Source organism: Morganella sp. BCCO 40_0007 (genome assembly GCF_032989665.1).
In the GTDB taxonomy this organism is placed as follows: Bacteria; Pseudomonadota; Gammaproteobacteria; order Enterobacterales; family Enterobacteriaceae; genus Morganella; species Morganella sibonii.
Window position 1 is genome coordinate 43829 of the sequence record NZ_JAVBIN010000007.1, and the last position, 20330, is coordinate 64158.

A 20330-nucleotide genomic window follows, 5' to 3' on the forward strand; every position below is an offset into this window, starting at 1 on the left:
AAAGCGCTAAGGAGAAACGATGTCTGAATTCAGTAATGCAAAAAATAATGTTTATGATGATCCTGTTTTCTTTGAAAACTACCGTCGTCTGCGTCAGAACGATACCGGTCTGAATGGTATACTGGAAGTACCTGCGCTGCGCGCGTTACTTCCCTGTCTGAAGCATAAACAGGTGCTAGACCTTGGCAGTGGCTTCGGCGATTTTGCCCGTTATGCCAGGCAAGGCGGCGCGGCATCCGTTACCGGCATAGAGTTGTCGGAAAAAATGTTTACGGAAGCGCAAAAACTGACAAATGATCCGCATATCCGCTACCTGCACGGTTCAATGACCTGTTTACCTGCTACGCTGAAAAAGTTTGATATTATTGTTTCTTCTCTGGCCATTCATTACATTGCTGACTTCACTGCACTGGCAAACGACATATATACAAGGTTGCAGCCCGGCGGATATTTTGTTTTCTCTGTGGAGCATCCGATGTGTACTGCTTTTGCTTCCTCATATCAAAAAGATGAACATGGCCGGTTTGTCTGCATGCCGGTCGATAATTATCAGGATGAATCCCGCCGTCTGACACACTGGTTTGTGGACGATGTGGTGAAATATCACCGGACAGTGCAAAGCTATGTCACTGCACTGCTGGATGCAGGGTTTGAACTCCGCGCCTTACAGGAACCGAAAATTCCGCAGAAGTGGCTGGACGTTCGTCCCGAAACAGACATATTTAACCGTTATGCGCCGTTTTTATTGCTCAGCGCCCGCAAACACAGTGCAGGGACAGATAATTAATGACCACACAATATGATGACCCGCTTTACCGCGATCCTGAACTGGCGCAATTTTATGATATGGACAATGAGTGGCGGGCCGATTTTGATATGTATCTCACCCGGGCGGCCACTGCGGGGCGGATTTTGGATCTGGGTTGCGGTACCGGCACACTGATGGCAGTCATTGCGGAAAAATATCCGCATAAGATCCTGACCGGGGCTGACCCGGCGGCTGCCATGCTGGCCATCGCACAGAAAAAAACTGACCACGTCAGCTGGTTGCAGGCATCTGCGGAAACACTGGATACCGGCATGACTTATGATCTGATTATCTTATCCGGTCATGCATTCCAGGTTTTTCTGTCCCGTGAACAACGTATTGCCGCTTTGCAGAATATACAGCGCCATTTAAGCCGGGACGGTATTGTACTGTTTGACAGCCGCAATCCGGCCACGGAGGAGTGGCGGGAATGGACGCCGGAACTGAGCCGGGAAGTTCAGCGCAGTGATAAATTCGGTGACGTGATATCCTGGAATGATGTTTCAGAGCATAACGGTGTTGTCCGTTATCAGACTTTTTATCAGATCGGTGAGAATGGCCGGATTTACCGCGCGGAATCGGATATTACTTTCCCTTCCGCCGCTGAAATTACAGAAGCCGTGACATTCAGCGGGCTGATGGTTCGTCATATTTACGGCGACCACCGTTTCAGCCCGTTCAGTCCGGATTCCCGTGAAATGGTGTTTGAACTGGGGCACCCGCAGTGTAATCAGGCGTGCGCAGCCTGATCCCGCTGACGGTGCCAGGTATTTTTCACCATATAATTAAAATACTGTTCTGTACTGATATGAACAAACTGCAGCGGCGACGGCAGAGAACCAAATAACGGCGTGCCGCCGCCCAGCAGTACCGGGACTGTGGTTATGACCATTTCGTCAATCAGATCGGCGGCCAGACACTGTTTCGCTGCTGTTCCGCCGTCAATATACAGGTTGTGATACCCGGCACGGTGAATACCGGCCAGCACAGCATCAATCTCCCCCTGTACCGGATATACTGCTTTACCCGCCAGTTTTTCCGGTAATTCCGTCATTGTGCGGGACAGCACAAAAACCGGTTTATCATATGGCCACTCACCATCAAATGCACAGACGGTATCAAACGTTTTCCGCCCCATCACCACAGCATCAACCCGCTGCATAAACGCAGCAAACCCCATATCGTCCTGCTCCGGATTCGGCACGGCAAACAGCCAGTCCAGCTTATCCTGTGCATCGGCAATATAGCCGTCCAGGCTGGTGGCAATATAAATAATATGGCGCATAGCTGATTCCTTAATGACGGATTAACAGGAGAGTGTATTATTGTGCTTTGCATTAATTCTACACTGTAGAATATGTTTACACAGCTTAGCGGGCTGATATGGTTAACGTCAACCGGCAAAAACAAAATACGATTAAAAAATCATTAAAAACAGGCGGAAAATATGATCGGACAAACAGCTGCGGCAAAACAAACGGTACTGGTCACCGGGGCAACCGGTCAGGTGGGAACGCTGCTGATACCGTGCCTGCGCGAACGCGGAAATGTGAATATTATTTTGGCTGCCCGCGAACCGCAAAAGCTTGCAGACAGCGGCCTGCCGGTACGTTATTTTGATTATGATGATCCGGCATCACTGTTGCCGGCACTGCACGGTGTGGATACGGTTTTTATGATGACCGGTTATACCCTCGCCATGCTGGAACAGAGCAAAATCTTTATCGATGAGGCGCGTAAATCCGGTGTCCGCCACATTGTTCACCTCGGCGCCTGCGGTGATGATAATACCCGTGTGGCCCACTGGGCGTGGCATCAGCTGATCGAACGTTATATTGAATGGGCAGGATTTGATTATACGCATCTCCGTCCTGAGTCCTATATGCAGAATTTACTGGGTTATCAGGGTGATAATCAGCATCCGGCTGGTGTACTGAGTGATTATTTCGGTAATGCCACGCTGAGCTGGGTATCCTGCGAGGATGTGGCGGAAGTGGCTGCCGCCTGTTTATCGGCTCCCGCAGAGCACCGCAACCGGGTGTACCGGCTGGGTTACGATGCCAAAAACTATCACGAAATTGCCGCGATCATCAGCGAAATCACCGGTATTGATTACCGGTATGAGGCATTATCACCGGAGGTATTTCGTGAATTTGCACTGAAACAGGGGCTTGATCCGGCTTATATGAAAAGTATTTATGATCATTATATCGCCTTCAGTGAATTCCGGATTCCGGGCGCCGGAACCACCTTTGATAATTTTACGGCCATTACCGGAAAAAAACCGATGTCCGTGACCGATTTTATCCGCAAATACCGGCATCGTTTCCGCTGACAGGGGCAACACATGACATCTTCCCGATTACCCCCCTGCGGTCGCCCCGCTCACCGGGGCAGCAAACTGACCGCAGAAAATATTCTGTCTGAAGCCGGAAAATTATTACAGGAACAGGGAAAAATTCCTTCGATCCGTGCGCTTGCCGCACAATTACAGGTCGACCCGATGGCGATTTATTATTACTTCCGTAATAAACAGCAGTTGCTGGAATCCCTCGCCACCGCACTGGTGGACGACATTTATCAGCCATCAGGACAGGCGCCGGTACAACAGGAGCTTCAGCGGCTGGCAGAAAGTTATCTGCATCTGCTCTATATTTACAGTGATCTGCTGGATATTCTGCTGTCGCTGAACAGTGATGGTCCGTCGGGGTGTTTCCGTCAGCGCTACCTGCGTATTATTGCCCCCTGCGGGCTGAGTGAAACACGACAGACTGCTGTCTTGCATCTGCTGGCAGATGCACTGCATGGTCATACGGTGGCAATCCGCCGGACAGATTATACGTTTGAACAGAGCCGGGCGCTGTTTCAGCCGGTACTGGCCTTAATTACCGAACTTATCGGACACCCCGGAGTATCATCATCATGAATATCCGCCCTGTTACCGCCCTGCCCGGTGATTTACCGCTGCTGGAAAGCATTGCTCAGGTTTTACATCAGGAATGGCAGGAACTGCCGCAGTGGCAGACACCGGAGATTATCCTGGCACGTCTGATAAAACGGGCGAACGGTGATAACGGCGAAATGCTGTTTGCCGCCACAGATAAAAACGGCGCCCTGTCGGGCACAGCCAGCCTGATCTGGCGGGAACTGAAAACCTGCCGGATGGCTAATGCGGACTGGTGGGCGGGTGAGATTTACACCCTGCCCGCCGCCCGCGGACAAGGTCTCGGCAGCGCGCTGACACAGGCGGTATTTGCCGCCGCCGGAGAGCGCCATCTGGCGGCACTGAATCTCTATACGCCGGATAAACAGGCCATGTATGCCCAGATGGGCTGGCAGGCCATGTATGACGATGTGATCAGCGACGAACTTGTCACGGTTATGCAGCGGCAGGTCAGAGAAGCGTGACTCAGGGCTTCAGTGCTTTTCTCAGCAACACCCGCAGCCCGCTGAGAAATTCCGCCCTGCTGAATTCCGGTTCCATCAGCTCCCGCCCCAGAGTACCGTCCGCCATAACCAGCAGCCAGGATGCGGTTTGTGCCGGATTCAGTTGTGAATCAATTTCACCGGCAGCGATACCGCGTTGCAGCACATCACAGAATTTTGCGTGCAGCCGCTGTTCATTCGCGACAAATGCCGTATTCAGATCCGGATTACGGCTCGCCTCGGTGATGATTTCCAGGCTGAGGCGGGTATAACCCGGCTCACTGTACAACATAATCAATGCCGTTATCATTTTTTCAATAATATCGGCCGCATGCCCCTGCTCATCACCGATGTTCAGAATCACCTTGTGGTCATCCTCATCCAGTTCTGCGATGGCCTCAATAATGGCGTATTTATTCGGGTAGTAATGAAACAGGTTCCCGGGACTCATTCCGGCGGCTTTACAAATCTCTGCCGTCGACGTGGAATGAAAACCTTTTTCGATAAAACAATGCATTGCAGCGTCAAGGATCTGACGGCGTTTACGCTGCTGCTTTTCCGTTAATTTTTCCATAAGGAAGTGTCTCCGAAAAACCGGATAATAGAAATTAGACTGATTACTCTATCTATTATAATACCACATTTACAGTGTCCATGATGATGACAACCATAAGAAAAAACAGTACCGCTGATGCGGATCAGAACGACCTGGTGACTGAATATCCGGATGAAACCGGGCTGGTGACTGAATATCTGGATGAAACCGGGCTGGAGTCTGCTGCCGCCCTGTTCTATCAGGCATTTTCGTCCAAATTCAAAACAATCCGCAACATGCCGGAAGCGCAGCGTCAGGCCGTGCTGGCGATGTTCTGGCAGCGCGGGCTCAGTGATCCGTACGACCGCCACTTTCAGGTAAAACGCAACGGTAAGCTGGTTGCTGTCTACGGCCTGACTTACGGTGTTAAACATCCGCCTGAAAATGCTCCGGCACCGGTTTCTTCTCTGACGATTCTGCGCAAAGCCGGTTTTCTCTCTTTTTTGAAAATCAGCCGCATTTTTCAGATGTTTGTCCATATTCCGGCAGCGGATACTGCCTATTTATCGTACCTGTGTGTGGACGAATCACTGCGCGGCACGGGGATCGGCAATCAGATCCTGGATGAGATCACCACTCAATTACGGGCGGACCCGGCCATTACCCGGTTATCACTGTATGTTTCTGATTTAAACACAAAAGCCAGAGAGTTGTATCTGCGCCGTGGTTTTCAGGACGTGAAATACGAAACCTCGCACACCACAAAACGCTATATGGATATTTACGGCTGGTATTACATGGCCTTACCGATAATATAATGGGTTAATTATGTTTATTATGCCTTCTGAACACTTACCGCACGCCGCGACCTGGATGGCGTTCGGTGCAGACGCGTCCATCTGGTCTGCCTCTTTAGCAGAAAAAGTCTGCCGTAATCAGGCGGCGCTTGCGCTGGCAATTGCCCGCTTTGAGCCGGTGAATCTGCTGGTTACCCGCAAAAATAAAAAAGCAGCACAACAACTGATGGGTGACGCTGTCACTTATATTGAGTGCCCGCTCGATGATATCTGGCTGCGCGACAGTGGTGCAAACTTTGTGTATGACACCGCAACAAAACGCCCTTCTGCCGTCAGCTTTAATTTTAACGGCTGGGGCAAAAAACAGCCTGTAAAACGGGATGCCGGGGTCGCTGCAGTGATGGCGGAATACACCGGATTGCCGCTTCATATCAGCCCGCTGACACTGGAGGGTGGAGCCATTGAGGTTAACGGAAGCGGTACCGGTATTTTTACCCGCAGTGCCATTCTTAATGATAACCGCAATCCGGGTGTCAGCCGTCAGCAGACGGAACAGTGGTTGGCACACGATCTCGGACTGAAAACCATTATCTGGCTGAATGGTATCCGTAATCATGATATTACTGATGCACATATTGATTTTTATGCCCGGTTTGTCAGTGAAAAATCACTGGTTATCGCGATGGAAAACAATCCGCAGTCATTTGAGTATGAAGTCACCCGCGATCACGCCGCTTCTCTGTATGCTGTGAAGCAACATACTAATCTGATTGATGAGATTCATATCCTCAGTAATCCGCTCACTACCCGGGTTGACCGGATGAAATCGCCTTATTTTGCTGCCGGTTACATCAATTATTACCCCTGCAACGGCGGTATTATTGTGCCTGAGTTCGGTGACAGCGCCGCAGATGAGCAGGCTGCACAATTACTGGCAGAACTCTATCCCGGACGGGTTGTGGTTCAGGTGAACATTGATGCAATTGCGTCCGGCGGCGGCGGTATCCACTGTGTGACCATGCAGCAGCCGGATTTTACTTCCTTTAATACAGACGGACGGACACATGACATCAGTTAGCTGGCAGACAGCCGCCCTGCACGACCTCTCCCCGCAGACACTCTACCGCCTGCTGGCGCTGCGCAGCGCGGTATTTGTGGTTGAACAGACCTGCTGTTATCTCGATCCGGACGGGGCCGATCTCACGGCACTGCACGTATGGGCAGAGCAGGACGGAGAGATCATGGCCTGCTGCCGTATTCTGCCGCCGGAACACAGTACGGCACCGGCAGCTATCGGCCGTGTGGTCATTAATCCGTTATTTCGCGGGCAGAAGCTGGGCTATCCGCTGATGGATGCCGCCGTTCAGGCGGTATACCGGCATTTCGGGACACGGCAAATTAATATCAGTGCCCAGGCGCATCTGACCGCGTTCTATAAAAAATGCGGTTTTACCGTTTGTTCAGACGTCTATGATGAAGACGGTATCCCGCATTGTGATATGTTCCGCCCGCCACTGCTGCTGTCAGCGCAGGAACGGCGGGATGTCATGATATTTGCGGACAGTGACCCGGATGAAAATCCGCTGGTTACCGGAAAACCCCGCACAGTGGTGATTACTGTCAGTGAATATGATCCCGCCTGGCCCGCCGTTTATGCGCAGGAAAAGCAACGTATTCTGGATGTGCTCGGTGATAAAGCGTTGCACATTGAACATGTCGGCTCGACGGCAGTTCCCGGACTGGCGGCCAAACCGGTGATTGATATCGATTTGATTGTTGCTGATCCGGCTGATGAAGCTGACTGGCTTCCTGCGCTGATTGCAGACGGCTATGAACACACTGTCCGCGAACCTTCATGGTATCAGCACCGGATGCTGAAACGGGATAATCCGCAAATCAATCTGCATGTGTTTGCCCCGCGCTGCCCGGAGCATCTGCGCCATATTCTGTTCCGCGACTGGCTGATAACCCATCCGGACGACCGGGCTGACTACGCACAAAGCAAAATGACGGCAAAAGACGGCGTCAGCATCACCATGGATTATAACCGGAAAAAACACGACACCGTGCAGCAGATTTATGCCCGGTTGTTTGCGGCATTACCTTAAACAATATGCGGAACTTAAGGCAGATTAAGTTCCGCCGTTGTCTGCTATTCATCCGCAATGGTATGATGGACGCATCCGTAAACTCAGAGAATAAATAAGGAGGCTAATTATGGTGTTAAGTTATGTGATTAAATTCTCACATTTCTTTGGTAATCGTCAGAACTCAGGCTTTTCTGTTAACGCTGTGCGTTAATCCTGCCTGAGTGAAGCTTTACTGAATTTAACATCCTTCCTCAGCTTACAGGGTTATCGCGTTTTATGACCCATGGCATTGTTATGCCTGAAATTTGAGTAAGCTATGAGCACATTATTATCAACCCGTAATCTGTCATTCCATCCCGGTCACACTCCGCTGTTAACCGATATTTCTGTCGCCCTGAATCAGGGGGACAAAATCGGTCTGATTGGTCATAACGGCTGCGGAAAAAGTACCCTGATGAAACTGTTGTCCGGCCAGCTGACGCCGGATGAAGGGACGATTACCCCGGCAAACCGCGTCGTTATGGCCTATATCGAGCAGCATCTGCCGGAATCACTGAATACCCTGTCACTGGCGGATGCTGTGCTGGAGAAATTACCGGCGGAACAGCATCTGTCCGAAATGTGGCGGGCAGAAATGCTGCTGACAGAGATGGGGTTTGACCCCGCACAGTGGCAGTTACCGGTCACAGCACTGAGCGGCGGCCAGCATACCCGGCTGTTACTGGCCAGGGCGCTGATCAGCCAGCCTGATTTATTATTGCTGGATGAACCAAGCAACCACCTGGATTTGCCGACCATTCTGTGGCTGGAGCAGTTCCTGAAAAACTGGCGCGGCAGCTTTATCCTGGTTTCTCACGACAACGCCCTGCTGGATCACGTCACCAACTGCACCTGGGTGCTGCGGGACGGTAACGTTTCGGTGTTCCGTCTGCCCTGCACACTGGCGCGGGAAGCCCTGGCGCAACAGGATGAAAGTGATGAGCACCGCCACAATGCACAGCAGAAAGAGATCGACCGCATTGCAGTGAGTGCCAAACGGCTGGCGATATGGGGGAAAGTGTATGATAACGAAGCGCTTTCCCGCAAAGCCAAACAGATGGAAAAGCAGATAGACCGGTTGCAGGATGACCAGGTTGAGCTGGCGATCGGCAGTCAGTGGCAGCTGAAGCTGACCGGAGATGCTTTACGGGCAGACCGGCTGTGTGCCTTTAATCAGTTATCTGTCGTTCCGGCAGAAAATTGTCCGCCATTGTATGTGACAGACAATGTGTCGGTGAAATCCGGTGATCGCATTGCGGTGATGGGGGCAAACGGTACCGGGAAATCCTCACTGCTGCGGATGATCTGGTCACAGTCTCAGAAACCGGAGGTAACACTGCCGGACAGCCCGCTAGTGCTGCATCCCCGTGTGCATTTGGGGTATTACGATCAGAAACTGGCGCAATTGAATGATAGTGATTCGCTGATGGATGCGCTAAAGCCATTCGCGCCGCTGATTGATGAGCAGCGGAAAATGGCGCTGATCAGCGCCGGTTTCCCGTATCTGCGTCATCAGCAGGCGGTTTCAGCACTGAGCGGCGGTGAACGGGCACGGCTGTTGTTTGTCGGACTGAGTCTGGCTAATTATTCCCTGCTGATGCTGGATGAACCGACCAACCACCTGGATATGGACGGAAAACTGGCGCTGGCAGAGGAAATCAGCCGGTTTGAGGGCGGATTGATTCTGGTCAGCCACGACCGGGAACTGATCGAAAAAAGCTGTAACCGTTTCTGGTATATCGATGGTAACCGGCTGACGGAATACCACGATTTGGATCAGGTCTATGACGCTATCCGCGCCCTGAATACGGATTCCGTCAACAGCACATTACCGGCAGCTCCTGAGCCGTCAGTCCCTGTCTGTGATGAAGAGGATTCACTGGCGGCACTGATTTCACTGGAGGAAAAACTGGCGGCAGATTTACAGCGTAAACCTGCACATCAGAAACCGGCGCTGCAACAGCAGTGGCGCGAACAGATTGCGCAATTGCAGGATGAACTGGGGCTGTAACACAGCCATAATAGACGCAGGCCGTTACGTCTTTTGTAACGGCCTTTTTTGATTTATTTTTTCAGCCCGCCCGCGTCCAGCCACCCTTCCGTGACTTTGCCGGTCGCCGGGTGAATATAACGGCCATGAACAAATCCCTGATACGGCTGTGGCCGGTCGACCCAGACTGCATCATCTTTCACCACATAATCCGCGGCGTTTGTACTGCATTTTTTATCCGGTGCATCATAAAAGCGCAGGCGTTTTTGTGTCACACTGTATTTATGTGAGGAAGGCTTATTGTTTTTCAGACCCGCCTGATACTGTTTATCCGCTTTTTCGGTAGCCGCACCGCACAGATCGTCCTGTGATTCCAGCCGGTTAACATTAATCCAGCCCTGTGTATTACCGTAAGCCACCAGCAGCCAGCTTTCTTTTTCCCCTTTCACCGGTTCGGTTGCCCGCAAGCCGGTAACCTGAAGCACGTCCCCCGGTACCACAAACGTATTATTATCACGGCACTGTTGCGCCGGTGCGGCATGGAAGTATGCCCGTCCCTTACCGGTGACACGCCATTCAGGCGACATCGCAATAAACGGTGTCAGCCGGAGTGTACTGAGGATCTGCTGACACGTTTTCTCTTTTTTCAGACAGGATTGCAGCTGCTCTCCCTGTACAGCACTGAATGTCAGCGGGACAGGATGTTCAATATCCGCCCCTGTCGCCGTCAGGGTATTGTCTTTAATATTGTAAGTCACCCAGCCCAGCTGCCCGGCGCCCGGTGACTCCGGCGAGGGCTTTTGCCGTGTATCAGAGAGCTGAATCGCCAGCTCATTAATATCCCTGTTTTCAACATAAATCCCCAGCCTGTCTGCGGTGACCTTTTCCGCACGGACAAGCGCGTGATTACTGCCCGCAATCAGCTTTATCAGTTCCCGGTCACAGTCAAACAGCGGGCCGGACGCTGATGCCGCAACGGTTCCGTCTTCGTCTGCGGTGACTTCAGCCGTTGCAGGTGCAGCAGCGGCGATCACCGGCAGCGCGGCAAAAAATAAACTGTTCCGTAATGCTGTTATGCGAAAACGCATCCGAATTCCTTCTTTTAACCAATTTCCTGCTGCAATGCTTCGCGCTGCAACAGACGTTTTTTCCGTTCAATTCCCCAGCGGTAACCGGCCAGTTCCCCGCCGGTCCGCACCACCCGGTGGCACGGGATCGCCACGGCCAGACAGTTTGCCGCACAGGCACCGGCGACCGCTCTGACGGCTTTCGGGGAACCGATCCGCTCCGCAATCTCCCGGTAACTGACCGTCGTTCCGGCCGGAATGGACTGCAATGCCTGCCAGACACGGCGCTGGAATGCGGTACCCCGGATATCCAGCGGCAAATCCAGCCCGGAGGACGGTGCTTCCACAAATCCGATGACCCGTGAAACAACCTGTTCAAACTGTGCGTCACCGCCGACCAGTTCCGCGTTGGGAAACTGATCCTCTAAATCCCGTAACAGCGCTTCCGCATCATCCCCCAGCAGGATGGCGCAAATACCTTTTTCACTCTGGGCCACCAGGATATCCCCCAGCGCACAGATGGCAAGCGCAAAGAAAATTCGTGTCCCTTTGCCGCCCGCGCGCCAGCTTTTAGGGGTCATACCGAGCAGTGTATCCGATGATTCATAAAACCGGCTGCCGGAACTGAAGCCTGATTCGGCGATTGCTCCGGTGATTGTCGGCTGTTTTATCAGTTGCTCCCGCAGTTTTTCCCCGCGATACGCTTTTGCCCACGCCGCCGGTGTCAGTCCGGTGTGTGACCGGAAAATGCGGTGAAAATGAAACTGACTCACACCGCACAGTGCGGCCAGTTCCGGCAGTGACGGCAGAGGATCACGGTTGTCGATTCGTGTTTCCAGTTCGCGGCAGGCCTGCACCACCTGTTCCGCATGGCGCTGTGTCATGGCATCACCGCTGCGCTGACAGCGTTTTCCGGCGCGGTAACCATGAGCTTCCGCTTCTTCCGGGGTGGCGAAAAATTCGGTATTTTCCCGTTTCGGCAGGCGCACAACCGTTGACGGAAATCCCCATGTCTGTGTGGTTTTTACCGCATACACAAACAACGGGTCCGCGGTTTTATCCCTGGCGGCCAGGGCTGCCCAGCACGCATCGTCTGACAGTCTTGTCTGTTTTGTCATCCTGTTTCTCCGTTACCGCGCACAGCGGAAAGTCAGATTAAACCGCTGGGCGCCCGCAAGCGGATGCACCCCGGCTCTTACCGGACGGACAGCATGGTAATTCAGACGGGAACGGCCGCCCCACACCAGCACATCACCGTGCTCAAGCGCGAAAGTCTTCAGAGGATGATGCCGTTCACTGCCGCCGAACTGAAACTGCACCGGCAGCCCGAGTGAAAATGACACAATCGGCTGACGGCGGTCCGGCTCGTCCCTGTCCTGATGCAGAGACATCCCGGCGCCCGGCGTGTAACAGTTAATCAGACAACTATCCGGCAAGAATCCCCGGAATCCTGCCCGTTCAGCCGCCTGCTGTGACAGTGACAAAAATGCATCAGGCAGCGGCGGCCAGGGATTGCCGGTCAGCGGATCGGTCTGAGAATAGCGGTAACCTTTGGCATCAGAAACCCAGCCGTATGTACCGCAGCTGCTCATCGCGGCAGACATCCGGTATCCGCCGGGCGTCTGCATATGGCGGAACGGCGAAATGGCGGTCAGACGGCTGATTTCCGCCAGCAGCATCTCATCCCCGTCACTGAGAAAACCTTTCAGCAGATACGCATCGGGTGCCACGGCAAGCGGTTCATCGTGAGCAAAGAGATCTGACATAACGCCTCCGTCCTGTATCCTGTGTCTTTCCGGTGATGACAGTATTGCAGGCCGGATACAGACAAACACTCCGGCTCTTGCTTTTCAATTCTGAGGCACAGTATAAGGCGGGAATCAGTCAGGATGAAGTGCTCTGTTCCTGTTTCAGGCGGCGCCATAACGTGGTGCGGCTGATACCCAGCCAGTCTGCCGCCGCCCGGCGATCACCACGGAAACGGGCCACCGCTTCTGTTGCTGTGGCGGTATTCAGCGGCTCCGGCGGGCTATCCGGCAACGGCACGGGTGACATTGCGGTGCGCCGCTCGGGAGAGAGTTTCAGTAATAATGATTCGGTAATAATTTTATCCGGATAAGCACTGCAATACAGTGCGACCCGCTCCATCAGATTACGCAGTTCGCGGGCATTTCCCGGCCAGCGGTAGTGATAAAAAAAGTCACTGCACGCCAGGATCTGCTGCAAATGGCCGCGGTGCAGCGGCAGATCAAGCTCAGCAAACGCCAGTTTCAGCAGCTTTTCAGTCAGCAGCAGAATATCCGCACCCCGGTCGCGCAGTGCCGGCAGTTGCAGACGCAACACCCCCAGCCGGTAAAACAGATCCGCCCGGAATGTACCCTCAGCCACCCGGTTATCCAGGTCATTGTGAGTCGCACAGATAACCCGCACATCCACCGTTATCGGTTTATAGCCGCCGATACGCACAATGGCGCGATCTTCCAGCACCCGCAGCAGCCGGGTTTGCAGAGAAACCGGCATTTCACCGATTTCATCCAGAAACAGTGTGCCGCCATCCGCTGCCTCAAATAACCCGGCACGACCACCCCGCCGCGAGCCGGTAAATGCGCCCTCCTCATAACCAAACAGTTCCGCCTCCAGCAGACTTTCCGGGATCGCTCCGCAGTTAACAGCCACAAATGGTGCCGCGCGTTTCATCCGCTTATGTTTGTGAAACAGGGTATATTCATGATGAATAGCCTGCGCGGCCATCTCTTTACCGGTACCGCTTTCCCCCTGGATCATCACTGTTGCTTTTGAGCGCCCGAACAAAGTAATGGTTTCACGCACCTGTTCCATCACCGGCGATGTGCCGAGAATATCATTCAGTGTATGGCGGACATTCAGGGAGCCCGCGACCGGCAGCGGCATGTTCTGCGGCTGGTCGCGGATGCGCGTCAGTTCTATTGCATCGGTGAATGCGCGACGGACCGCATCATTGGAATAAATGAAAATGCAGGTCATGCCGCACTCTGCAGCAATATCGGTAATCAGCCCGGCTCCCACCACCACAGAAATACCCTCTGCTTTCAGGGCATGACAGGCTGCCCGCGCGTCCTCTGCGGTCACATAACTGCGTTGTTCTATCTGCATACCGAAACTTTGTGCCAGCGATTCCAGTGCGGGAAACGTATTGCGGTAATAAATGAGGCCGATACGCTGACTGAGCTGTCGTGCCCGGGCCAGTGCATGCATGATATCAAACCCGCCGGGGGCGGCGACAATCACCGGCACGGGTAAATGCTGCTTCAGATACGCACCGTTAGAGCCTGCACTGACAATGGCATCACAGCGTTCGGTTTTCAGACGTTCGCGGATCGCCTCCACCGCAGCATCAAACCCCAGATTAATCGCACTGATGCTGGCACGGGCACTGAACTCAGGGCTGATATCGCGGAACAGGGTAAAAAGACGTGAGATGGAGACCGTCCAGATCACCGGTTTGTTATTCTGAGCCATCAGTTTCTCCCTGTTTCATGCGTTTCATGTGTTTCATGTGTTTCATGTGTTTCATGAAACACCATAGCAGCCATTTTGAAACATAAATAGCATCACCATCACAGTTCGCTAACATCACGCTTGTCAGACAGAATCAGCAAATTCTATAGTGAGTGGCGTAATGACAGGATAAACAAGCCAAAGATGTGATACACCTCGCGTTTTAGTGACCATACCCGGCTGATTGGCATAGCGATTGCTTTATAACATCTGAGTATCAAACTAATAACAAGGTGAATATATGGCACTTTATTCCGCAGGACGCGCATTCCGCGACGCTGTACAGTCTGAATCCCCGTTACAGCTGGTCGGCGCTATTAATGCCAACCATGCACTTCTGGCAAAACGCGCGGGTTACAAAGCAATTTATCTCTCCGGCGGCGGTGTTGCCGCAGGCTCTCTGGGTATCCCTGACCTGGGTATTTCCACTCTGGATGATGTACTGACGGATGTCCGCCGTATTACTGATGTGTGTGATCTCCCGCTGCTGGTGGATGCGGATATCGGTTTCGGTCCGTCTGCCTTTAACGTGGTGCGCACCGTGAAATCCCTGATCAGAGCCGGAGCTGCCGGAATGCACATTGAAGATCAGGTGGGGGCAAAACGCTGTGGTCACCGCCCGAACAAAGAAATCGTATCGAAACAGGAAATGGTTGATCGCATTAAAGCTGCTGTCGATGCACGGACTGACGAGAATTTCGTGGTCATGGCGCGTACTGATGCACTGGCGGTCGAAGGTCTGGAATCTGCCCTCGAACGCGCACAGGCTTACATTGATGCCGGTGCCGATATGCTGTTTCCGGAAGCCATTACCGAACTGGCAATGTATCGCCTGTTCACTGACAAAATCAGCGTGCCGGTACTGGCAAACATCACTGAATTCGGCAAAACACCGCTGTTTACTCTTGATGAACTGCGCAGTGTGAATATCGCTATCGCGCTGTATCCGCTCACTGCCTTCCGGGCGATGAATAAAGCAGCCGAGAATGTCTATAACACCCTGCGCCGTGAAGGTTCGCAACAGAGCCTGATTTCACAGATGCAGACCCGTGATGAATTATACCAAAGCATTAACTACTACGATTATGAAGATAAGCTCGACGCACTGTTTTCGCAGAAAAAATAACCTCTGAAAGATAACGCGAAGCAGGTTGTACACTCACTATAATAATAAGGATCACCCGTTATGAATGAACAACTTAGCAAACCTGAACCTGCACTGAAGAAAGGCAAAAAATCCGTCGCACTGTCCGGCGTTGCTGCCGGTAATACTGCACTCTGTACTGTGGGGATTAATGGGAACGACCTGCACTACCGCGGTTACGACATTCTGGATTTAGCCACGCAATGTGATTTTGAAGAAGTCGCTCATCTTCTGATCCACGAAAAACTGCCTAACGCGGCGGAACTGGCCGCTTACAAGGCAAAACTGAAATCACTGCGCGGCCTGCCGCACAGTGTGAAAAAAGCCCTGGAAGCACTGCCGGCCTCAGCTCACCCGATGGACGTGCTGCGTACCGGTGTATCCATTATGGGTTGCGTCCTGCCGGAGAAAGAAGGTCATCCGTTATCCGGTGCCCGCGATATCGCCGATCGCCTGCTCTCTTCCCTGACCTCCATGCTGCTTTACTGGTATCACTATGCGTTTAATGATCGCCGCATTGATACCGAAACGGATGACGACACCTGCGGCGGCCATTTCCTGCATCTGCTGCACGGCAAAAAACCGTCTGAAAACTGGGTGCGTTTTATGAACTCCTCATTCATTCTCTATGCAGAACATGAGTTTAACGCCTCCACGTTTGCTGCCCGTGTTATCGCCGGAACCGGAACCGATTTTTATTCGTCCATCACCGGTGCAATTGCCGCACTGCGCGGACCAAAACACGGCGGTGCCAACGAAGTATCACTGGAAATCCAGAAGCGTTACAGCTCACCGGATGAAGCGCAGGCCGATATCCTCGCCCGCCTTACCCGCAGTGAAGTGGTAATGGGCTTCGGTCATCCGGTGTATACCATTGCTGACCCGCGCCACCAGGTCATCAAAGCGATTTCCCGTGAATTATCCGAAGAAGCGAAAGATTTCCGTCTGTTTGATATTGCGGATCGTATTGAATCCGTGATGTCTCAGCACAAGAAGATGTTCCCGAACCTCGACTGGTTCTCTGCGGTGGCGTATCACCTGATGGGTGTGCCGACCGCCATGTTTACCCCGATTTTTGTTATTGCCCGTTCCGCAGGCTGGGCTGCACACATCATTGAACAGCGTCTGGATAATAAAATTATTCGTCCGTCCGCCAATTACACCGGACCGGAAAACCAGACCTTTGTACCCCTTAAAGCGCGCTAATAATTAATTAAAAAGGAAGATAAAGTATGTCAGCATCTTTTACCCCGCAGCATCAAGAGTACGACAAGGTCATTCAGGACATCACTGATTACGTTCTGAATATGGACATCAGCAGTGATCGCGCTTATGACACCGCGTATCACTGCTTCCTCGATACCCTGGGTTGCGGTCTGGAAGCCCTGGAATATCCGGCGTGCAGAAAAATGCTCGGCCCTGTTGTGCCGGGAACCATTGTCCCGAACGGTGCTAAAGTCCCCGGGACACAATTCCAGCTTGATCCGGTTCAGGCCGCTTTCAATATCGGTGCGATGATCCGCTGGCTGGATTTCAACGACACCTGGCTGGCTGCGGAATGGGGACACCCTTCTGATAACCTCGGCGGTATCCTGGCTGTCGCAGACTGGTTATCCCGTGAAGCGATTGCCAAAGGCAAAGCGCCGCTGTCGCTGAAACGCGTGCTGACCGCCATGATCAAAGCCCATGAAATTCAGGGCTGTCTGGCGCTGGAAAACTCATTCAATAAAGTCGGTCTTGACCACGTTGTGCTGGTGAAAGTCGCCTCCACTGCCGTTGTCGGTGAAATGCTGGGACTGGATCGTGAGCAGTTATTAAGCGCGGTTTCTCATGCATGGGTGGATGGTCAGTCTCTGCGTACTTACCGCCATGCACCAAATACCGGTTCACGTAAATCCTGGGCTGCCGGTGATGCCACATCCCGTGCAGTACGTCTGGCGCTGTTCGCTCAAAAAGGCGAAATGGGTTATCCGACGGTGCTGACAGCTAAAACCTGGGGGTTCTATGATGTTCTGTTTGATGGCAAACCGTTTAAATTCCAGCGTGATTACGGCTCATATGTAATGGAAAACGTGCTGTTCAAGATTTCATTCCCGGCCGAATTCCACTCTCAGACGGCCGTTGAAGCGGCGATGACCCTGCATCACAAACTGGCGGCACTGGGTAAAACGGCAGATGATATCGAAAAAGTCACTATCCGTACTCATGAAGCCTGTATCCGTATTATCGACAAACACGGCCCGCTGAATAACCCGGCTGACCGTGACCACTGTATCCAGTATATGGTGGCGGTTCCGCTGATCTTCGGCCGTCTGACTGCCGCGGATTATGAGGATGGTATTGCGTCAGACAGCCGTATCGATGCACTGCGCGCCCGTATTCACTGTGAGGAAGATACTGCGTTTACCCGTGATTACCATGATCCGGAAAAACGCTCTATCGCCAACGCCCTGACTGTAACGCTGAAAGACGGTACTGTGCTGGATGAGGTCGTGGTGGAATATCCGGTCGGGCACGCCCGTCGTCGTGAGGAAGGCATTCCGCTGCTGCTGGCGAAATTCCGCACCAACCTGGCGCGGATGTTCCCGGAAGCACAGCAGCAGCGCATTCTGAATGCGGCCCGTGACCGTAAAACACTCGAATCCATGTCAGTCAGCGACTTTATGGATCTGTTTGTTATTTAATTTCTCTGCCCGGCAACGCAGAAAAAACGAAGCGGATACCCCGGTATCCGCTTTCTGTTTTATTCTGCGGCGAACATCGCCAGAATATCCTGCTCTGTCAGCATCGGTGTTTTTTCTGCAAAATTGTAATACGCCGGTTTGCTGTCAGTGTATATCTGCATCGCCAGGCGGGATTCCTGTGTTTCCCCCAGTAATGCGGCAGAGACATAATACTGATCCGCCGGTTTCAGATAATAAAACAGGTGTGTTCCGCACTCACGGCAAAAGCAGCGATCACCCCACTCCGAGGAGTGATAACGGGTAATATATTCCTCACCGCTGAGAGTGACATCGCTGCCGCAATCCACGGACATAAAAGGCGCGCCATTCCATTTTCTGCACATACCGCAATGGCAGACAGAAACATCGTGCACCGCCTGAGGTACAGAGACTGTTACGTTACCGCACAAACATTGACCCTTAACCATTTTCCGTCTCCTGTGAATAATCAGGTTGTTGTTGATTAACTTCAGTGTTTTTCCGTAATGAAAACTGAAAAACGGAATCTGTGACCCGCTTTCTGCCATGCAGACACGGTACACTATCACGATATTACCACCGGTATTCTATCGCCATGGTTATTATTACTTTTCCGGGGTTTCCCGCTGACAGATTCGGAGTATGTGATGATTGTTTTAATTACAGGTGCAACCGCAGGTTTTGGTGAGGCATTTGCCCGCAAATTTATTGAGAACGGCCATACTGTTATCGGCACCGGCCGCCGCATTGAACGCCTGGCGAAACTGCAAAAAGAGTTCGGAAACAAATTTTTCCCGCTGGCTCTGGATATGACAGACAGCCCGGCTGTCGATAATGTGATGAACTCACTGCCGGAATCCCTGCGTGAAATCGATGTTCTGGTGAATAACGCCGGTCTGGCACTGGGCATGGAAACCGTTGATAAAGGTAATCCCGCAGAATGGGATGTGGTGGTGGATACCAATATCAAGGGGCTGCTGCATATGACCCGTGCGATTCTGCCGGGTATGGTGGAAAGAAACCGGGGTCATATCATTAATCTGGGTTCAACGGCCGGGTCATGGCCGTATGCCGGCGGTAACGTTTACTGCGGAACCAAAGCCTTTGTCCGCCAGTTCAGTCTGGCGCTGCGCGCGGATCTGTTCGGTAAAAAAATCCGTGTGACAGACATTGAACCGGGCATGGTCGGCGGTACAGAATTTTCCGGGATTCGTTATCGCGGGGATGAGGGAAAAGCGGCCAATACCTATAAAGACGCTGATCCGCTGATGCCGGATGATATCGCGGAAGCGGTTTTCTGGGTCGCAACATTGCCGCCGCACGTAAATATTAATACTATGGAAATGATGCCGGTCTGTCAGTCATTCGCCGGGCTGAATGTACACCGCGAAGGCTGAAACGACCACAAAAGATAAGCCGGTATCCGTATAATCAGGTAATTTTATTAAATTACCTGAAATTATCACTGAAAAACGTTGTCTTTTATTGGTGCATAAACAGACTTTGCTATAATGCACACGATCAAAATGACGTTTGCAGGTTTTGAACTTTGAGGAAAACACGACAATGACTAACTCCATGCTCAAAAAGTGGTTTATCGCGACCGCCTTTGCTGCTCCTTTCATGTTTGCAGCACATGCAGGCGCCGCGACAACAAATTGCAGCCCGGGCAGTACCTGTGTTATCAGTGGCGGCGATACTGCGCTTGAAAAAGAGAGAGCACGTCAGGAAAAAGAGCAATGGGATGATACCCGCTCTCTGCGTCAGAAGGTCAACCGCCGTGCTGAAAAAGAGTTCGATAAAGTTGACCGGGCTATTGATGCTGAAGATGCATGCTTAAAAAGTTCGGTTGTTACCGCGTATTGGGAGCCTAATACGCTGCGATGCCTTGATGCAAATACAGGGCGTGAAGTTTCCACTGGCTGGAAATAAATACATTTAAGGATAAATGATGAAAAAACTGATTGCGCTCAGTGCTGTTCTCTTTGCCGTTGCACCCGTTATGGCGCAGGCATCATGTGAAAGTGTGACTGAGGAAATTTCGCAGAAAATCATCAGCAATGGTGTTCCTGCTGACGGTTTTACGCTGACTGTGGTTCCGGCTGAAGAAGCGGCACAGGCAGAAGGTCAGGTTGTGGGTAACTGCGACAACGAAACTCAGAATATTATTTATCTGCGTAAATAATAACTCGCTG

Annotated in this window: 22 protein-coding genes; 15 read left to right on the forward strand and 7 right to left on the reverse strand. The window is 52.2% G+C overall.

The window, feature by feature from the left end; all coding sequences use genetic code 11:
* Positions 1–19 precede the first annotated feature (19 nt).
* Both R5268_RS09690 and R5268_RS09695 read left to right on the forward strand, forming a co-directional pair.
* Complete coding sequence (locus R5268_RS09690; RefSeq protein ID WP_317420022.1) at positions 20–787, forward strand: class I SAM-dependent methyltransferase; 768 nt, start codon at positions 20–22, stop codon at positions 785–787.
* Positions 787–1557 carry a class I SAM-dependent methyltransferase gene (locus R5268_RS09695; protein WP_317420020.1) on the forward strand — a complete coding sequence of 257 codons (771 nt, stop codon included), beginning with the start codon at positions 787–789 and terminating at the stop codon, positions 1555–1557. Before R5268_RS09690 ends, R5268_RS09695 begins: the two co-directional genes overlap by 1 nt.
* Here R5268_RS09695 and R5268_RS09700 read toward each other — a convergent pair.
* Positions 1539–2093: a dihydrofolate reductase family protein gene (locus R5268_RS09700; RefSeq protein ID WP_218454078.1), complete on the reverse strand. Its 555-nt coding sequence runs from the start codon at positions 2091–2093 to the stop codon at positions 1539–1541. The genes R5268_RS09695 and R5268_RS09700 overlap by 19 nt on opposite strands.
* A 162-nt stretch (positions 2094–2255) precedes the next feature.
* Here R5268_RS09700 and R5268_RS09705 point away from each other — a divergent pair, with 162 nt between their 5' ends.
* Genes R5268_RS09705 through R5268_RS09715 form a run of 3 tightly spaced genes read left to right on the forward strand, consistent with a single transcriptional unit; the run spans position 2256 to position 4216 of the window.
* Positions 2256–3143 carry an NmrA family NAD(P)-binding protein gene (locus R5268_RS09705; RefSeq protein ID WP_317420019.1) on the forward strand — a complete coding sequence of 296 codons (888 nt, stop codon included), beginning with the start codon at positions 2256–2258 and terminating at the stop codon, positions 3141–3143.
* Positions 3144–3155: 12 nt separating this feature from the next.
* The gene (locus R5268_RS09710) at positions 3156–3734 is read left to right on the forward strand and encodes a TetR/AcrR family transcriptional regulator (protein ID WP_218454080.1); all 579 of its coding nucleotides are present in this window, start codon (positions 3156–3158) and stop codon (positions 3732–3734) included.
* Complete coding sequence (locus R5268_RS09715; protein WP_317420017.1) at positions 3731–4216, forward strand: GNAT family N-acetyltransferase; 486 nt, start codon at positions 3731–3733, stop codon at positions 4214–4216. The genes R5268_RS09710 and R5268_RS09715 overlap by 4 nt, the downstream gene beginning before the upstream one ends.
* Position 4217: 1 nt before the next feature.
* On the opposite strand, the gene R5268_RS09720 is transcribed toward R5268_RS09715, so the two are convergent.
* Positions 4218–4808 (reverse strand): TetR/AcrR family transcriptional regulator, encoded by a 591-nt coding sequence (locus R5268_RS09720; protein ID WP_107680283.1) that lies wholly within the window; start codon positions 4806–4808, stop codon positions 4218–4220.
* A gap of 80 nt (positions 4809–4888) precedes the next feature.
* On the opposite strand from R5268_RS09720, the gene R5268_RS09725 reads away from it, so the two are divergent.
* From R5268_RS09725 to R5268_RS09745, 4 genes are all read left to right on the forward strand, one after another.
* Complete coding sequence (locus tag R5268_RS09725; protein ID WP_317420015.1) at positions 4889–5587, forward strand: N-acetyltransferase; 699 nt, start codon at positions 4889–4891, stop codon at positions 5585–5587.
* A 10-nt stretch (positions 5588–5597) separates the two neighbouring features.
* Positions 5598–6644, forward strand: coding sequence for an agmatine/peptidylarginine deiminase (locus R5268_RS09730; protein ID WP_182108074.1), 1047 nt, complete (start codon positions 5598–5600; stop codon positions 6642–6644).
* The gene (locus tag R5268_RS19440; protein ID WP_410795827.1) at positions 6631–7674 is read left to right on the forward strand and encodes a GNAT family N-acetyltransferase; all 1044 of its coding nucleotides are present in this window, start codon (positions 6631–6633) and stop codon (positions 7672–7674) included. The genes R5268_RS09730 and R5268_RS19440 overlap by 14 nt, the downstream gene beginning before the upstream one ends.
* Before the next feature lie 298 nt (positions 7675–7972).
* Positions 7973–9706, forward strand: coding sequence for an ABC-F family ATP-binding cassette domain-containing protein (locus R5268_RS09745; protein ID WP_317420013.1), 1734 nt, complete (start codon positions 7973–7975; stop codon positions 9704–9706).
* Positions 9707–9759: 53 nt separating this feature from the next.
* On the opposite strand, the gene R5268_RS09750 is transcribed toward R5268_RS09745, so the two are convergent.
* From R5268_RS09750 to prpR, 4 genes are all read right to left on the reverse strand, one after another.
* Entirely contained in the window at positions 9760–10773 is a 1014-nt protein-coding gene (locus R5268_RS09750; RefSeq protein ID WP_317420012.1) for a hypothetical protein, read from the reverse strand.
* A gap of 14 nt (positions 10774–10787) precedes the next feature.
* Positions 10788–11870, reverse strand: a complete 1083-nt coding sequence (gene ada / locus R5268_RS09755; protein WP_317420010.1) for a bifunctional DNA-binding transcriptional regulator/O6-methylguanine-DNA methyltransferase Ada — start codon at positions 11868–11870, stop codon at positions 10788–10790.
* A gap of 12 nt (positions 11871–11882) precedes the next feature.
* On the reverse strand, positions 11883–12518 hold the full coding sequence (gene alkB / locus R5268_RS09760) for a DNA oxidative demethylase AlkB (RefSeq protein ID WP_317420008.1): 636 nt from the start codon (positions 12516–12518) through the stop codon (positions 11883–11885).
* A 118-nt stretch (positions 12519–12636) separates the two neighbouring features.
* Positions 12637–14250, reverse strand: a complete 1614-nt coding sequence (gene prpR, locus R5268_RS09765) for a propionate catabolism operon regulatory protein PrpR (protein ID WP_317420007.1) — start codon at positions 14248–14250, stop codon at positions 12637–12639.
* A gap of 280 nt (positions 14251–14530) precedes the next feature.
* Here prpR and prpB point away from each other — a divergent pair, with 280 nt between their 5' ends.
* The 3 genes from prpB to R5268_RS09780 are packed head-to-tail and all read left to right on the forward strand — an operon-like array spanning position 14531 to position 18117.
* Positions 14531–15415 carry a methylisocitrate lyase gene (prpB, locus tag R5268_RS09770; protein ID WP_317420005.1) on the forward strand — a complete coding sequence of 295 codons (885 nt, stop codon included), beginning with the start codon at positions 14531–14533 and terminating at the stop codon, positions 15413–15415.
* A gap of 60 nt (positions 15416–15475) precedes the next feature.
* Complete coding sequence (gene prpC, locus R5268_RS09775; RefSeq protein ID WP_025153162.1) at positions 15476–16639, forward strand: 2-methylcitrate synthase; 1164 nt, start codon at positions 15476–15478, stop codon at positions 16637–16639.
* 26 nt (positions 16640–16665) lie between these two features.
* A complete protein-coding gene (locus R5268_RS09780; RefSeq protein WP_317420004.1) occupies positions 16666–18117 on the forward strand; it encodes a bifunctional 2-methylcitrate dehydratase/aconitate hydratase in 1452 nt (483 codons plus the stop codon).
* Between the two features lie 59 nt (positions 18118–18176).
* Here the strand turns inward: R5268_RS09780 and R5268_RS09785 are convergent, their stop codons facing one another.
* Positions 18177–18683 carry a GFA family protein gene (locus R5268_RS09785; protein ID WP_218455621.1) on the reverse strand — a complete coding sequence of 169 codons (507 nt, stop codon included), beginning with the start codon at positions 18681–18683 and terminating at the stop codon, positions 18177–18179.
* Between the two features lie 99 nt (positions 18684–18782).
* Here R5268_RS09785 and ydfG point away from each other — a divergent pair, with 99 nt between their 5' ends.
* The 3 genes from ydfG to R5268_RS09800 all read left to right on the forward strand — a co-directional run bounded on the left by ydfG (position 18783) and on the right by R5268_RS09800 (position 20320).
* Complete coding sequence (gene ydfG, locus R5268_RS09790) at positions 18783–19532, forward strand: bifunctional NADP-dependent 3-hydroxy acid dehydrogenase/3-hydroxypropionate dehydrogenase YdfG (RefSeq protein ID WP_046893396.1); 750 nt, start codon at positions 18783–18785, stop codon at positions 19530–19532.
* A gap of 169 nt (positions 19533–19701) precedes the next feature.
* A complete protein-coding gene (locus R5268_RS09795) occupies positions 19702–20067 on the forward strand; it encodes a DUF1283 family protein (protein ID WP_046893397.1) in 366 nt (121 codons plus the stop codon).
* 19 nt (positions 20068–20086) lie between these two features.
* A complete protein-coding gene (locus R5268_RS09800) occupies positions 20087–20320 on the forward strand; it encodes a DUF1161 domain-containing protein (RefSeq protein ID WP_046893398.1) in 234 nt (77 codons plus the stop codon).
* Positions 20321–20330: the final 10 nt, after the last annotated feature.